This window comes from Variovorax sp. W2I14, from assembly GCF_050435205.1.
Classification (GTDB): Bacteria; Pseudomonadota; Gammaproteobacteria; order Burkholderiales; family Burkholderiaceae_C; genus Variovorax; species Variovorax paradoxus_C.
The window spans coordinates 4,545,487-4,559,744 of record NZ_JBNDJX010000001.1 but is presented as its reverse complement, the minus strand read 5'-3'; the positions used below and the strand labels follow the sequence as shown (position 1 = coordinate 4,559,744).

The following is a 14,258-nucleotide window of genomic DNA, read 5'->3' as shown; positions in this document are numbered from 1 at the left end:
GTGTCGTTTCCGATGAGCGTGTTGCCCGAATCGCTGGCCAGCTGGATCGTCATCGCGGTGCTGTTGTTCTGGTTTGTCGGCGCCTACAACCGGCTGGTGCGCCTGCGCGCGGCGGTGCTGCAGTCCTATGCGACGCTCGACGCGGCGTTGGGCAGGCAGCTCGATTTCGTCCAGGCCAGCATCAGCGCCGCCCCACAGACGGGGGAACCGTCGCAGGAGCTCCTGTCGTCGATCGCGCCGCTGCAGGCGGCCACCACCCAGCTGGCCACCTTGCTGGGAGCGACGCGGCTTCATCCGCTCGATGCCGGCGGCATGGCCGCGCTGGGCACGGCGCTGCAGGTGCTGATTTCCGCCTGGCAGCGCCAGCATCCGGATGCGGTGACGGTCTTCGATGCCGACGGGACGCTGTCGCGGCCCGTGCCGGCGCAGCCCGGCGCTGTCGCTGTCGCCGCGCCGAATACGGCCGAGCCGATCGCCTGGCCCGAACCCTCGGCCGCCGCGGAAATCGCACGCAGCCAGTTCAACCTGGCGGTGCGGAACTACAACGAGGCGATCGTCCAGTTTCCGGCGCTGCTGGTGGCATGGGCCGTGCGTCTGCGTCCGGCCGCACCCTTGCGCTGAGAGGCTGACAGGCCGTCGTTTCCTTTTTTACATTGCATGGCGTAGTGCCTTTGGCCCGCCCCTTACCATCCGCCCCAACTTGTCCGAACTACCTTCCGATTCCCCCGGCAACGCAGCGCCCTCGCTGCAGCCACCGCTCTGGCGCCAACTGCAATTGACGGCAGGGGCGCTGGCGTCGATTCGCGCCGGCACCTCGGGCTCCGTCGCGTTCGAGGCCGTCGAGCCCGCGCTGCGCCCCGGCGTGCAGGCGCTCGGCTTCCAGGTGCTGCGCTGGCTCGGCCGCGCCGAGGCACTGCGCCGCCACCTGGCCAAGCGCACGCCGCCGCCGCTGCCCGACGCCTTGCTCTGCACCGCGCTGGGCCTCGCCTGGGACCCCGAACGCGCGCCCTACGAGCCCTTCACGCTGGTCGACCAGGCCGTCGAAGCGGCCAAGCGCAACCCGGCCACCCGGGCGCAGGCCAGCTTCATCAACGCATGCCTGCGCCGGTTTCTCCGGGAGCGCGACGAACTCGTCGCCATCACCGACCAGGAACCCGTCGCGCAATGGAACCATCCGCGCTGGTGGATCGAGAAGCTCAAGCGCGATCACCCCCGCGACTGGCAGCGGATATTGAATGCGGACAATGCCCAGGCGCCGATGACTTTGCGCATCAACGCCCTGAAGTCCACGGCCGCTGCTTATTTATCAGAGCTGGGGGCCGCAGGCCTTGCGGCCACGCGCGTCGGCGCCAGCGGTCTTCAGCTGGGACGCGCGCGGCCGGTGCAGCAGCTGCCCGGTTTCGCCGACGGTGCCTGCTCGGTGCAAGACGCGGCCGCGCAGATGGCGGCGCCGCTGTTGCTCGAGGGACTGCTGCCGGCGAAGCCCGGCGTCGCGCCCCTGCGTGTGCTCGACGCCTGCGCCGCCCCGGGCGGCAAGACCGCGCACCTGCTCGAACTGGCCGGCCCGGGCGCCGCTGAAGTGATCGCCCTCGAGGTCGACCCCGTCCGCAGCCGACGGATCGACGAGACCCTGGCCCGCCTCGGCCTGCAGGCCAAGGTGGTGGTGGCCGACGCGGCGCGTCCTGCCGACTGGTGGGACGGCACGCCTTTCGACGCCATCCTGCTCGACGCCCCGTGCACCGCCTCGGGGATCGTGCGGCGTCATCCGGACGTCCGGTGGCTGCGCCGCGAGAGCGACACCGCCCAGTTGGCGGGACAGCAAGCCGCGCTCCTTGCCGCGCTTTGGCCGCTTGTAAGACCTGGCGGCCGGCTCCTTTACTGCACCTGTTCCGTCTTCCGGGAAGAGGGCTCGCAACAAATTGATGCGTTCCTTGCACACAACACTGACGCACGATTGCAACCGTCCCCGGGCCATTTGCTGCCCCAAAGCGGGGGGAATGTCCGTGGCGTCCCGGACAATCCCTCAGGTGACCACGACGGCTTCTTCTACGCCCTGCTTGAAAAACGCTGAGTCCGCTCGGCCGCGCCGAGCGGTCCTGCTGGCCGTGTTCCTGCTGGTCTGGGCGCTGATGCTGGCCTTCCTGCCGGCCCCGGCGGCCGCGCAGAACCGGCCGGGCGCGGCGATCACTCAGATGCGGCTGGAGCAGTCCGACGACGGCGTCTATCTCAGCGCTGCCGTGCAGTTCGAACTGCCCTCGCTGGTCGAGGAGGTGCTCGACAAGGGCATTGCCATCTACTTCGTGGCCGAGGCCGAGATGTACCAGGAGCGCTGGTACTGGACCGACCGCAAGGTCGCCCAGGTCACGCGCCACATGCGGCTGGCCTACCAGCCGCTCACCCGCCGCTGGCGGCTCAATGTGTCGCCGGTGCCGATCACCGGTACCGCCGGTTTCGGCATTTCGCTGAACCAGAATTTCGACAGCCTGGGAGATGCACTGGAAGCCATCAAGCGCATCGGCCGGCTGCGGATGGGCGATGCGGCCGAGATCGGCGACGACCCGCTGCACCAGGTGACGTTCCGTTTTCGCCTCGACACCTCGCAGCTGCCGCGGCCGTTCCAGATCGGCGTGGTCGGGCAGGCCGACTGGAACATTTCGGCCGAACGCACCGCGCGTCTCGCGCTGGAGAAGCAGCGGTGAGCAGCAAACCGCGCAGCGGCGCAGCGGCCACACCCGCCGCGCGCCGCTCGCGCGCGATGCGCTGGGCTGTGAGCGTCGGCGCAGCCATGGTCACGGCCATCGGCCTGGTGCTGATGTTCCTCTTGGCCCAGGCCACCAACAACCGGGAGCTGTACGAGCGCTACTACGTGCGCCTGTTCGGCATCAACGTCGTGGTGGCGGTGCTGCTGGTGCTGGTGATCGGCTGGGTCGCCTTCCGGTTGTTGCGGCGCTTGCGCCAGGGCAAGTTCGGCAGCCGGCTGCTGATCAAGCTGGCGGCGATCTTCGCGCTCGTGGGCGTGGTTCCGGGGGCGCTGGTGTACGTCGTCTCGTATCAGTTCGTCGAGCGCTCGATCGAGAGCTGGTTCGACGTCAAGGTCGAAGGCGCGCTCGATGCCGGCCTGAACCTCGGGCGCGCCACGCTCGATTCGCTCTCCGACGACCTCGCGGCCAAGACGCGCACCGCCAGCGCCCAACTCTCGCAGGTGTCCGATGCGAGCGCCGGCCTCGCGCTGGAGCGCATCCGCGACCAGCTCGAGGCGAGCGACGTGGTGCTGTGGACCGGGACCGGCCAGCTCATCGCCGGCGCGGGCACCTCGCGCTTTCAGCTCAACCCCGAGCGGCCGACCGCGCAGCAGTTTCGCCAGGTGCGCCCCGACCGCCCGCTTGCGCATATCGAGGGTCTGGACGAAGCCGCCGCGCCCGGCGCCACCCAGCCCGTCGCGAGCGTGCGTGCGCTCGCCATGGTGCAGCGGCCCGGTTTCGATTTCGACACCGCCCCGCGATACCTGCAGGTCACGCGGCCGCTGCCGCCGGCCGTGGTCAAGAACGCGCTCGACGTGCAGGAAGCCAATCGTGAATACCAGGAGCGGGCGCTCGCGCGCGGGGGCCTGCGCCGCATGTACATCGGCACGCTCACGCTGAGCCTGTTCCTCGCGGTGTTCGGCGCGGTGCTGCTGGCCGTGCTGTTCGGCAATCAGCTCGCGCGTCCGCTGCTCGTGCTGGCCGACGGCGTGCGGCAGGTGGCGGCCGGCGACCTGCGGCCCACCGCCGTGCTGCAGGGCAAGGACGAACTGGGCGGCCTCACGCGCTCGTTCGCCGTCATGACGCAGCAACTGGCCGACGCCCGCGGCGCGGTCGAAAAGACCATGGGCCAGCTCGATGCGGCCCGCGCCAACCTGCAGACCATCCTGGACAACCTGACCTCGGGCGTGATCGTGCTCGATGCCAAGGGCACCGTGCTCTCGACCAATCCCGGCGCCACCCGCGTGCTGCGTGCGCCGCTTGCGGCCTACGAAGGCCAGGCGCTGGTCGACGTGCCCGGCCTGGCCGACTTCGGCGCCAAGGTGCAGCAGCAGTTCGACGACTTCCTGGTCGAGCGCATGCAGCACGGCCTCGACCACTGGCAGCACGCCTTCGAACTGCACGCCACCGGCATGGACCTGCCGCAGCAGGACAGCGCGATCAACATCGTCGCGCGCGGCGCGGAGCTGCCCGGCGCCGCGCGGCTCTTGGTGTTCGACGACATCTCCGAGATCGTCTCGGCCCAGCGCGCGCAGGCCTGGGGCGAGGTGGCGCGGCGCCTGGCGCACGAAATCAAGAACCCACTCACGCCGATCCAGCTTTCGGCCGAGCGGCTCGAGATGAAGCTCTCGGGCAAGGTCGCGGCGCCCGAGCAGGCGATTTTGGTGAAATCGGTGAAGACCATCGTCGACCAGGTCGATGCGATGAAGCGGCTGGTGAACGAATTCCGCGATTACGCGCGACTGCCCGCGGCCGACCTGAAGCCGGTCGATCTCAATGCGCTGCTGGCCGACGTGCTGCAGCTCTATCACGCCGAGAACCTGCCGATCGTGCTGCGCTCGGAACTCGATGTGCGCTGCCCGCCGATCCGCGGCGACGAGCAGCAGATCCGCCAGGTCATTCACAACCTGCTGCAGAACGCGCAGGACGCCGCGGAGGCAGCAGCCAGCAGCACGGGGCGCGCGGGCGAGGTCGTCATTCGCACCCGGCTGGGCGATTCGGGCCAGCGCGTGCGCCTCACGGTGCAGGACAGCGGCCCGGGCTTTGCAGAAAACATCTTGAAGCGCGCCTTCGAACCCTACGTCACGACGAAAACAAAAGGTACCGGTTTGGGGCTCGCGGTGGTCAAGAAGATCGCCGACGAGCACGGCGCGCGCATCGAGCTTTCCAACCGCGTTGTCGACGGGGCTGTGGCAGGGGCGCAAGTCTCGCTATCATTCGCGCTGGCAGGCGAGCCGCGGGCAGCGGCCGCTCACACCGAAGACTCGAAGTCTTCCACCGCCTGAGCGCCAACGAATCCAGCGCGAGGGCGCTGGACAGGCCAGCGGACAAACACATACCAGCGCACACAACAAGCAGCACTCATGGCAAACATTCTCGTGGTCGATGACGAGCTGGGCATCCGGGACCTGCTCTTCGAAATTCTCAATGACGAAGGCCACAACGTGGAGCTCGCGGAGAACGCAGCCGAGGCACGCGCCGCACGTCAGCGCGCGCGGCCCGATCTCGTCCTGCTCGACATCTGGATGCCCGACACCGACGGCGTCACGCTGCTCAAGGAATGGTCCACCGCCGGCCTCCTGAGCATGCCCGTCATCATGATGAGCGGCCACGCCACCATCGACACCGCGGTCGACGCGACGCGCATCGGCGCCTTCGCCTTCCTCGAAAAACCCATCACGCTGCAGAAGCTGCTCAAGGCCGTGGAGCAGGGGCTCGCGCGCGAGAGCGCACGGCGCGCCGCGGCAGGCGTGGTGCCCGCGCCGGTCGGTGGCCATCAGGCGGCAGCGATCACGACGACGGGCGACAGCATGCTGATGGCATCGCTGGCTTCGGTGCCGGTTCCGGATGCAGGTCCGCAATCGACCCAGAGCTTCGACCTCGACCGCCCGCTGCGCGATGCGCGCGATGGATTCGAGAAGGCGTACTTCGAATTCCACTTGGCGATGGAGAACGGTTCGATGACCCGCGTCGCCGAGAAAACCGGCCTGGAACGCACCCATCTTTATCGCAAGCTCAAACAATTGGGCGTTGATCTTTCAAGAGGGCGCAGAAGCGCTGTATAATCTAGGGCTGCACACAAAGGCCCGGTAGCTCAGTTGGTAGAGCAGCGGATTGAAAATCCGCGTGTCGGTGGTTCGATTCCGCCCCAGGCCACCATTTTTCTTTCTCGGTAGATCCCAAGACAGCTCAAAAGCCCTTGTACATCAAGGACTTAGCCTCAAAAAGGCGGCTCAAGCGGCATCACCGAATCTCACAAAGTCCCGTTCTTGCGCGTACCCCACGGTGTACCCCAGACTGCTTTTCAATCGCAGTCGATTTTGGGTACACCATGGGGCAACTCAACGAGCTTCAGATCAAGGCGGCAGCGCCGCGGGACAAGGAATATTTGCTGGCGGACGGCGACGGTCTCTACCTTCGCGTGCGCCCGACCGGCAAGGCGTGGGTTTATCGCTACAAGCGGCATGGCAAGGAGGCCAAGCTAAGCATCGGGCACTACCCGGTCGTGACGCTTGCGGCTGCGCGCAGGAAGGCGCGTGCCGAGGCCGAGAAGCGCGCCGAGGGTGTCGACCCACGCGAGGCACGGCGGGTGGAGGGAGAGCGTGTTCGCGTCGCCCGCCTCAATACCTTTGAACGGACTGCCCGTGCATGGCACGCGCAGGCGTGGAAAGACCGCACATGGTCCGCCGGCTATGCCGAGAAGGTGATGCGCCATCTCGAATTGCACATCTTCCCGTGGATCGGTGCGCTGGCCATGGAGGCCATCTTGCCGACCGAGGTCGTCCGATGCCTTCACCGCATCAAGGAGCGCGGCAACCTGGAGACGGCGCAGCGCGTTCGTGAGGCGGTGCAGCACGTGTTCCAGTACGCCGTCGATGTGGGCGCGCTTGAGCCGGCAAAGAACTTCGTCAACAGCCGTACGGCTGGCTTGCCGCCACCTCGAACGCGCCACTACGCAGCCATCACGGACCCGCAGAAGCTCGGCCAGTTGCTTCGTGACATACGTGCCTACAACGGCAACGTCATCACCCGCGCGGCGCTGCAGCTCTCGCCCTTGTTGTTCCAGCGGCCAGGTCAGTTGCGGCTGGCGCACTGGGAAGATGTGGCTCTCGACCAGGCGCTGTGGCGTTGCCCGCCCGAGAAGATGAAGCTGCGGGAGTGGAAGAAGCGCGACGTACGCACGCCAGCTCACCTCGTGCCGCTGCCGAAGCAGGCGGTCGAGATCCTGCGTGATATCCATCCGCTGACCGGTCCCAGTGGGCCGATTTTCCGCAGCATGTCGAAGCGTTCCGAGAAGACGCGCTACATGAGCGACAACACCATCAACAGTGCGTTGCGCACGTTGGGCTATGACACGAAGGAACAGATCACAGGCCACGGGTTCCGCGCCACCGCCCGGACCCTGATTCGTGAACTGCTGGGATGCGATCGTGAGGTGATCGAGCGGCATCTGGCACATGGCTCCGATGAGGAACTGGGTAGCGCCTATGACCGCGCCACTTTCCTGAATCAGCGGCGCAAGATGATCCAGTTGTGGGCGGATCTGCTGGACGACCTAGCTGCGGGGAAGACGTTGGAAATGCTCTCAGATACGGAGTTCGTGACAGCAAGACGAAGCGAGATGCGCGTGGTGCAGGCGAGCTCTTTTGCCGGAACGTTGCCGATCTTGATTCCCGATTCCGGGAGCAGTGTGGGCACGTTGCAATCGCACACCCTCACCGGATATCGATCGGAGGACATCAAGTCATGAGGAAAGAAATTTCTTCCTCCAAGGCGAGCGCTGCGACCTTGCCGAGCGGGTATGCCGGTATCCGAGGTGGCATCGTCGAGTTGCTCGATGCCGCAAGGCACGTAGCTGCTCGGAGCGTCAATTCATTGATGACGGCGAGCTATTGGGAGGTCGGTCGCCGCATCGTCGAGGCCGAACAGAAAGGCAGGCGGCGAGCGGGCTATGGCGAGCAACTGATCGAGCGGCTTTCATTGGACCTGACGGAGCAATTCGGTCGAGGGTTCAGCCGCCAGAACTTGCAGCAGATGCGCTCATTCGTCCTTGCTTGGCCAATTCGCCAGACAGTGTCTGGCGAATCTCCCCAGCTGCTTACGCAAGAAGGTGTTTCGCAGGCGCGAGCATCCGATGCACCTCTGTCAGCGGGCACCGGCGCTGTCGAGCCTTTTCGATCATGGCGGCTTGAGGAGTTGGCGCCGCTTTTCACGCTACCTTGGTCGGCCTACGTCCGCTTGCTCGCAGTCAAGGACAGTAGTGCCCTCCGGTTCTACGAAGCAGAGGCGCTGCGCGGAGGCTGGAGTGTGCGCCAGCTTAATCGCCAGATCAGCCGGGCGCGCACTTGAGTACTGCTGATCGGCGCCGATTGGCTCGGGCAGTTCTCGGCGGCGAATAGCGATTCAGGGCTTCAGCAAGCTACTTTTCTAGCTGGTAAGCTTCGTCTTTGAGAGGCGACCATGACAGCAAAACCATTCGCGAACCCGGAAGTTATTGTGGAGAGAGTGGGGAGCGCTTTCATCCATCGAGGAGATTCGCTCAAGCTCTATGAGCATTGGCCTCAACCGACCTGCATCATCGCGGATGGGCCCTACGGCCTAGGAAAATTTCCTGGCGAGCCTTCAATAGTCGGTGCTCTTCCTGCTTGGTATGCGCCGCACGTGGCGGCTTGGACCAAGCATGCAGCTACCGACTGCACCTTGTGGTTCTGGGGCTCGGAGTTAAGTTGGGCGACGGTACATTCGGTGTTGGATCTCAATGGCTGGCAGTATGAAGAGACGGTCATCTGGGATAAGGGGCTGGCTCATATCGCCGGCAACGTCAACAGCAAGACGATTCGAGGGCTGCCTATCGCAACTGAAGTGGCGGTCCGCTACACGCGCAAGAATCTTCTCCCGGATGCAGATGGAAATCTGCTGACGCTCAAGGAATGGGTCCGTGCAGAATGGCAGCGCAGCGGTCTGCCCATGAACCGTTCCAACGAGGCATGCAACGTAGCGAACGCGGCTACGCGCAAGTATCTGACCCAATGTCATCTTTGGTACTTTCCACCTGCCGAAGCCATGGAGAAGATGGCTGCTTACTGTGCGAAGCATGGTGCCAAGGCATCGCGCCCTTATTTCTCCCTTGATGGCAAGTCTTCATTCGACGGTAAGCGCTGGGAGCGCATGAGGGCCAAGTGGAACCATGTCCACGGGCTGACCAACGTATGGCAGGAGCCGCCGGTACATGGTCGAGAACGAGTCAAAGATGACAAGGGCTATCTTCACGCCAACCAAAAGCCGCTCGGGCTCATGGAACGGCAGGTCCAAGCTTGCACGGACGAAGGCGACGTCGTATGGGAGCCTTTTGGCGGCCTATGCAGTGCCACCTTAGCAGCCAGTAGGCTGGGCCGTCGCGCGTTCGCTGCGGAGGTCAATCGCCCATTTTTCGACGCAGCGCTTTCTCGTCTACAGTCTGCCTATTCCGGTCAGACCAAGTTGAAGAAAGCTGCGTAGATGCCCACTCCCACCCAGATCCCGTCAGCACCTGCCAAACCGGCACCTACTGGCGGGCCCGCGGGATGGGAGCATCGTGCTCTTTATGAAGCCGTCAAGAAGACGCTGTTCGCACTTCCGGAAGAGTTCACGTCCTCGCTCGTTATCCGAGACTTCCGAGCGACTGACATCTTCACCTTGAACTCTGCGCTCGGCGCTTCCATCGAGGATTCTGTAGTTACCAGCCTCAACCGCCTTCGTGAGGTTTGGGATCCGGACGGCAAGTACTCGGTCTACAAGTTTGAACGTCAGGCTCAGGCTTTTCCTGACGTCCGCCTAGTCACCGATGCTGAGGGGCTGCCTTCTCCGCTTATGGGCATCGAGCTCAAGGGGTGGTTCGCAATGGCAAAGGAGGGTGAGCCGACGTTTCGCTACACGGTTACCGCCGATGCGTGCGCGCCGCAGGATCTTCTTGTCGTGTTCCCGTGGGTTCTGAGCGACGTGGTTGCTGGTAGCCCGAAGCTGCTGACCCCGTTTGTTGGCGAAGCGAAGTATGCGGCCCAGTTACGCAACTATCACTGGCAAACCGTTCGCTTGGCAAAAGGCGGGAACGCTGGCATTACGGTGGCAACGCACCGGACGCCCTATCCCGCCCAAAAGGCGGATCAGTCGAGCGACCGGGCTGATGGCGACGGGAGCGGGAATTTCGGTCGCATCGCACGCTACGGCCTGCTGGATACCTTTGTCGTTGCGACGGTCAAGCATCTCGTCTCGGGCATTCCAGTTAAGGCGTGGCTGAAATTCTTCACCGTATTCAGCGACAACAACCGGGAGACCGAGCAGGTGTCGATCGATGTGGAACGAGCATTCCGGATCGAATTGCTGGAGTCGCAGGAGCAGAAGGACACCATCGTGCGTGTCTTGGAAATGCTTGCTAGCAAGCTGCAAGACACACCCGTTAAGCAGTCTGCCGCCGCAGTGGCGAGCGTCGCTTCAGGAAAAGTAGCAAAGTAGCCTCCGGCGAACTGAGCTTCATTTGTTCGGAACAGAGGTGGTGAGGCCTCTATTGCGCTTTGCCGCTGAGAGGTTGTGCTCATGCTTCCGTTTCAACAAAATTTGCCAGTCCCTCATCAGATGCGCTCGCTTCTCGAGCAGGTCGCCGGGCCGGTAGGCTGCCTCGACCTTGTTCCCCACTGCGTGAGCGAGCGCCATCTCGGCGACTTCGTCCGGGTAGTCCGTCTGCTCCGCGCACCAGTCCCTGATGGTCGAGCCGAACCCGTGCGGCACTGCGTCCACCTCCATCCGGCGCAGCACGGCCGTCAAAGTCATGTCGCTGAGCATCCCACCCCTCGGAGCGGGGAACGCGAAGTCGCTATGGCTGATCTTCAGTTGGACTCGCAGCAGTTCCACCGCCCGCTCCGACAGCGGCACTCGATGCTCCTTCTTCGCCTTCATCCGTTCGGCCGGTACCACCCACAGCGCGCCATCCAGGTCGAACTCGCCCCACGTCGCCCCGCGCACTTCGCCCGAGCGCGCCGCAGTCAGGATCGCGAACTCCAGCGCTCGGGCGCCCACCCCTTCCGCCTCCCGCAGGCGGGCCATGAACTCGCCGATCTGCCGGTACGGCAGGGCGCGGTGGTGATCAGTCTTCGCGATCTTCCCAGGTGCTGGCAGCAGCTTGTCCAGGTGCCCCTTCCAGCGGGCCGGGTTGGGCCCCGTGCGGTAGCCCCTTGCCGTCGCCCAGTCCAGCACCGACTCGATCCGCCCGCGCAGCCGGGAGGCCGTCTCCGTCTTCACTCGCCAGATTGGTTCCAGCACCTTGAGCACCTGCGGCAGTTTACGTCGCGCACCAGCAGCGACCCGATCTCAGGCTTCGCGTAGGTCTCCAGAGTCTTCTCCCACTGCTGCCGGTGCTTCGCGTTATTCCACGAGGCTTCGTGCGCCTCGATGTAGAGGGTCGCAGCCTTGGAGAAGGTGATGGCCGCGGCGGGCGACGCGATGAGCGCGCTGCGCAGCTTCTTGCTCTCCTCGATGGGGTCCAGCCCCAGTCGCATCTGCGCCCGAGCCTCACGGGCAAGCTCGCGCGCCTGCGCCAGCAGTACGTCGGGGTAGCCGCCCGGCCCCCATATCCCGGCGGATGCCCCCGACCCGGGCCCGCAGGACCCAGCTGCGCGAGCCGCCGGCGTTCACGTTCATGCCGAGGCCAGCAACGCGCCCACGAAATCCATCCCGCGCCCGGTGATCCGAGACACCTCCAGCGCACCCATGTCCTTTGCCTTACCCATCTATATCCCCATCAGTGAAAACCGGATTCGATCCAGCGAGTTTCACGAGGTTTCCGGGCTGAGTACACAGGCAGTCACGCGCGTGACTTGGTATGAGGCAGGCGTGAGACTGTCCGTCGAACTTTTCTAATTCACTTGTGGCACTAGAACGACGTTGTGAAGGGGTGTTCGGGGTACTGAGCGTGGTGGCGCTAACTGAGGCATCGGGCAGAATCCGCTCCACATGGCTGAAGAATTTCACTATCCACCCCACGTCCTTGAATTGCTTGTCGAGACAATCGCCCGCCTCAATCGAGGAAAGAAGGGCGTAGTTCTGTTTCTGCAGGGCGCAGGGGTGGCTGCCGAAGATCTCGCAGAGGTTGCCGCCATTGTTCGCACCAATCCTGGATCGATCAATAAGTTTGAGATTGTGCGCAAAGTGCTCGCCAACGTGAACGCGCGGGGCGATAGTGGGCTGCGTCCGCGACGCGAAATCATCAAGCGGGTCACCGAGGTCGAGAACTTCGACACTTGCTGGGAGGAGGATCGCCTTAAGGCCAAGGGCCTTGTTGCGAGTGTGAGGGAGGCCGTGAACGCGAAAGACTCGTTCACGAAGATGAAGCAGCAGCGGGACGAAGATCGCGAGGCGGCTTTGGCGCCAGCGCGCGCCGCGAAGGCTGCTGCTGCCGAAAAGCAAGTAAAGGTTGAGGATGTTGGCCGCCGGCTCGCTGCCCTATTCGGGATGGATGACAAACCCCAGGAACGCGGAAAACTTCTGGAAGGGGTGCTCAACGACCTTTTCAGGGCGTACGGGATCTTGGTTCGAGAGGACTTTCGACGGCAGGATCCAGACACGTCGACTACAGTCGAGCAAATTGATGGGGTGATCGAGATCGACGGTATCGTTCATCTCGTAGAAATGAAGTGGCTCAAGGGGCCTGTCGGGACGGGGGATTTCTTTCCTCATCTAGGGCGCCTCTTCCTCAGAGCGAATGCCCATGGCATCTTGATTTCTTCATCCGGCTTTACCGAGCCGGTTATCAAAGAGTGCACCACCGCGCTGGCCCAGAAAACTATGACGCTGTGCTCGCTAGAGGAGATCGTGATGCTGCTGCATCGACAGGGCGATCTCGTCGACTTTCTTAAGGCCAAGCACCGGGCCGCCATCGTCGAGAAAAATCCGTACCTGCGAATCCTCGGATGAACCGTAAGGCGATGCTGTAGCTGCGGCAGACGGGTCGTTTGTCGTTGACCCATCCTGCCTGCTTCCGCCTGATGGTCACGTGGAGCGCATTAAGAAGATGGGCATCATCGAAGGGCGAGGAGTTCGCCAAGGGATGCCGCGATCACCCGCACGCGAATGTCGCCGGTGTCGAGCAGCCGAACGTAGACGCCGTCGCCCGGTTGAAGGCCCGCGGCCTCCATCCCGGATGCGGGCAGCCGCAGGCCCGTCGAATTGCCCCGCCGCGTCAGTCTTTGCATGATCTTGATCCCTTCCACCAAATGTGGGCGTCACGCTTGCTGTGCGTCATCGGTGGCTGCGCGACTTCTCCGAGAAAGCGCCGAGAACCGCCTGGTTTGAGCGTCGCAGCTCGCCGCCCTTCCACGAAGGCGCCAGCGTTTCCTTTATGCCTTCGAACAAAGTGGGGAGCGTGATTTTCAGGCAATAGCACAGCGTGGCCAGCGTCAACAGCGAAGGGTTGATGTGTCCTCGTTCTATCTTGGAGATACGCGAGCGCTCCACCTCCGCATCGAAGGCCAGTTCGACTTGCGTGAGCCCTGCCTGCTCGCGGAAATACCGCAGGTTGCGCCCGAGGGCCAGGGTCACTGCGTTGGGCAATGTGCCCCGCGCAATGCCAGATGGCGTCTCGGTTCGTGTGCCTGCAATCATGTGGACGCAGGCTCGCCGAATGTGCTTGTGGAGGAAACGTCTTAAAAGACACATAATCTAGCTGTGCATGTTTTTAAGAACACGGTGCAGCAACTATGTGGAATCAGAACTGCAATCTTCCGATTCGCCACCTCAGTCATCTCGGCGGTGGCGTCCGCATGATCGGCGGAATCGAATGACGCGAAGACACGCCGCCTCGCCCCTGCCAACGGCACGACCTCTGCGGCTGCCGGTCTCGGTGACGCGTGTCCGCCCGAGGCAATCTGCACCTGTCGTGCGCAGCCTGTCTGCGGCTCGCATCGGTGCGCAGGTCAGGGCGCTGCGCATGGCGGCAGAGGTGTCTGGCGGCGAATTGGCCAAGACCTCGGGGATTTCTGCCTCAATGCTTTCGCGCATCGAGCGCGGTTTGGTCTCGCCTTCGGTGGAGACCTTGGAGCGCCTCGCGCAGGGCCTGCATGTGCCGACATCACGCTTCTTCGGTGATCAGGCGCGGCGCACTGACTTTTGCCATGTGCGTGCAGGGCATGGTGTCTTGGTCGATCGCATCGGCGCCGTGGCGGATTACCGCTATGAGTTGCTGGGACACTTGCTGTCAGGCAATCTGTTTGTTGAGCCCTATTTGGTCACGCTGTTGCCCGGTGCCGATCCTTATGTGACCTTCCAGCATCCGGGCCTCAAGTTCCTGTACTTCCTGTCCGGCGAGATCAGCTACCGCTACTGCGGCAAGGTGGTCGAGGTGAGAGCAGGGGACTCGTTGCTGTTCGATGCGACGGCGCTCCACGGCATTGAGGCGATCCAAGTCCAGCCGGTGTCCTACCTGTCGGTGGTGTTCACACTGCGCGAGTAGGCCGCTCGCGGCGGCGGGACGCCCTCGGGGAACTTCGA

The 14,258-nt window shown here is 64.0% G+C and carries 12 protein-coding genes, 1 tRNA gene and 2 pseudogenes; 12 read left to right on the top strand and 3 right to left on the bottom strand.

From position 1 onward, the window contains the following. Positions 1 to 12: 12 nt before the first annotated feature. The 10 genes and pseudogenes from QF040_RS21435 to QF040_RS21390 all read left to right on the top strand — a co-directional run bounded on the left by QF040_RS21435 (position 13) and on the right by QF040_RS21390 (position 10,232). Entirely contained in the window at positions 13 to 621 is a 609-nt protein-coding gene (locus QF040_RS21435) for a lema family protein (RefSeq protein ID WP_429612723.1), read from the top strand. Positions 622 to 700: 79 nt separating this feature from the next. Next, a complete protein-coding gene (gene rsmB / locus QF040_RS21430; protein WP_429612722.1) occupies positions 701 to 2,071 on the top strand; it encodes a 16S rRNA (cytosine(967)-C(5))-methyltransferase RsmB in 1,371 nt (456 codons plus the stop codon). After that, positions 2,058 to 2,699: a DUF4390 domain-containing protein gene (locus QF040_RS21425; protein WP_429612721.1), complete on the top strand. Its 642-nt coding sequence runs from the start codon at positions 2,058 to 2,060 to the stop codon at positions 2,697 to 2,699. The genes rsmB and QF040_RS21425 overlap by 14 nt, the downstream gene beginning before the upstream one ends. Next, positions 2,696 to 5,026, top strand: coding sequence for an ATP-binding protein (locus QF040_RS21420; RefSeq protein ID WP_429612720.1), 2,331 nt, complete (start codon positions 2,696 to 2,698; stop codon positions 5,024 to 5,026). Before QF040_RS21425 ends, QF040_RS21420 begins: the two co-directional genes overlap by 4 nt. A 78-nt stretch (positions 5,027 to 5,104) precedes the next feature. Next, positions 5,105 to 5,806 (top strand): response regulator, encoded by a 702-nt coding sequence (locus QF040_RS21415; protein WP_013539115.1) that lies wholly within the window; start codon positions 5,105 to 5,107, stop codon positions 5,804 to 5,806. Positions 5,807 to 5,824: 18 nt separating this feature from the next. After that, positions 5,825 to 5,900: transfer RNA gene (locus QF040_RS21410), tRNA-Phe, on the top strand. A gap of 172 nt (positions 5,901 to 6,072) precedes the next feature. Further along, entirely contained in the window at positions 6,073 to 7,491 is a 1,419-nt protein-coding gene (locus tag QF040_RS21405; protein ID WP_429612719.1) for a tyrosine-type recombinase/integrase, read from the top strand. Then, a pseudogene (locus QF040_RS21400) lies at positions 7,488 to 8,072 on the top strand (DUF1016 N-terminal domain-containing protein); the annotation flags it as partial. The gene QF040_RS21405 and the pseudogene QF040_RS21400, both read left to right, overlap by 4 nt. A 129-nt stretch (positions 8,073 to 8,201) precedes the next feature. Further along, complete coding sequence (locus QF040_RS21395; protein WP_429612718.1) at positions 8,202 to 9,239, top strand: DNA methyltransferase; 1,038 nt, start codon at positions 8,202 to 8,204, stop codon at positions 9,237 to 9,239. Continuing rightward, the gene (locus tag QF040_RS21390) at positions 9,240 to 10,232 is read left to right on the top strand and encodes a hypothetical protein (RefSeq protein WP_429612717.1); all 993 of its coding nucleotides are present in this window, start codon (positions 9,240 to 9,242) and stop codon (positions 10,230 to 10,232) included. It abuts the gene before it with no gap. Positions 10,233 to 10,250: 18 nt separating this feature from the next. On the opposite strand, the pseudogene QF040_RS21385 reads toward QF040_RS21390, so the two are convergent. Continuing rightward, positions 10,251 to 11,272, bottom strand: a pseudogene (locus tag QF040_RS21385) (tyrosine-type recombinase/integrase). 454 nt (positions 11,273 to 11,726) lie between these two features. Here QF040_RS21385 and QF040_RS21380 point away from each other — a divergent pair. Continuing rightward, a complete protein-coding gene (locus QF040_RS21380) occupies positions 11,727 to 12,686 on the top strand; it encodes a restriction endonuclease (protein WP_429612716.1) in 960 nt (319 codons plus the stop codon). Between the two features lie 104 nt (positions 12,687 to 12,790). Here QF040_RS21380 and QF040_RS21375 read toward each other — a convergent pair whose 3' ends face one another. Together QF040_RS21375 and QF040_RS21370 are read right to left on the bottom strand one after the other, a co-directional pair. Next, positions 12,791 to 12,964 (bottom strand): AbrB/MazE/SpoVT family DNA-binding domain-containing protein, encoded by a 174-nt coding sequence (locus tag QF040_RS21375; protein ID WP_429612715.1) that lies wholly within the window; start codon positions 12,962 to 12,964, stop codon positions 12,791 to 12,793. A 46-nt stretch (positions 12,965 to 13,010) separates the two neighbouring features. Next, entirely contained in the window at positions 13,011 to 13,310 is a 300-nt protein-coding gene (locus QF040_RS21370) for a helix-turn-helix domain-containing protein (protein ID WP_429612714.1), read from the bottom strand. 337 nt (positions 13,311 to 13,647) lie between these two features. Here QF040_RS21370 and QF040_RS21365 point away from each other — a divergent pair, with 337 nt between their 5' ends. Next, the gene (locus tag QF040_RS21365) at positions 13,648 to 14,220 is read left to right on the top strand and encodes a helix-turn-helix domain-containing protein (protein ID WP_429612713.1); all 573 of its coding nucleotides are present in this window, start codon (positions 13,648 to 13,650) and stop codon (positions 14,218 to 14,220) included. The last annotated feature ends 38 nt before the right edge of the window (positions 14,221 to 14,258 follow it).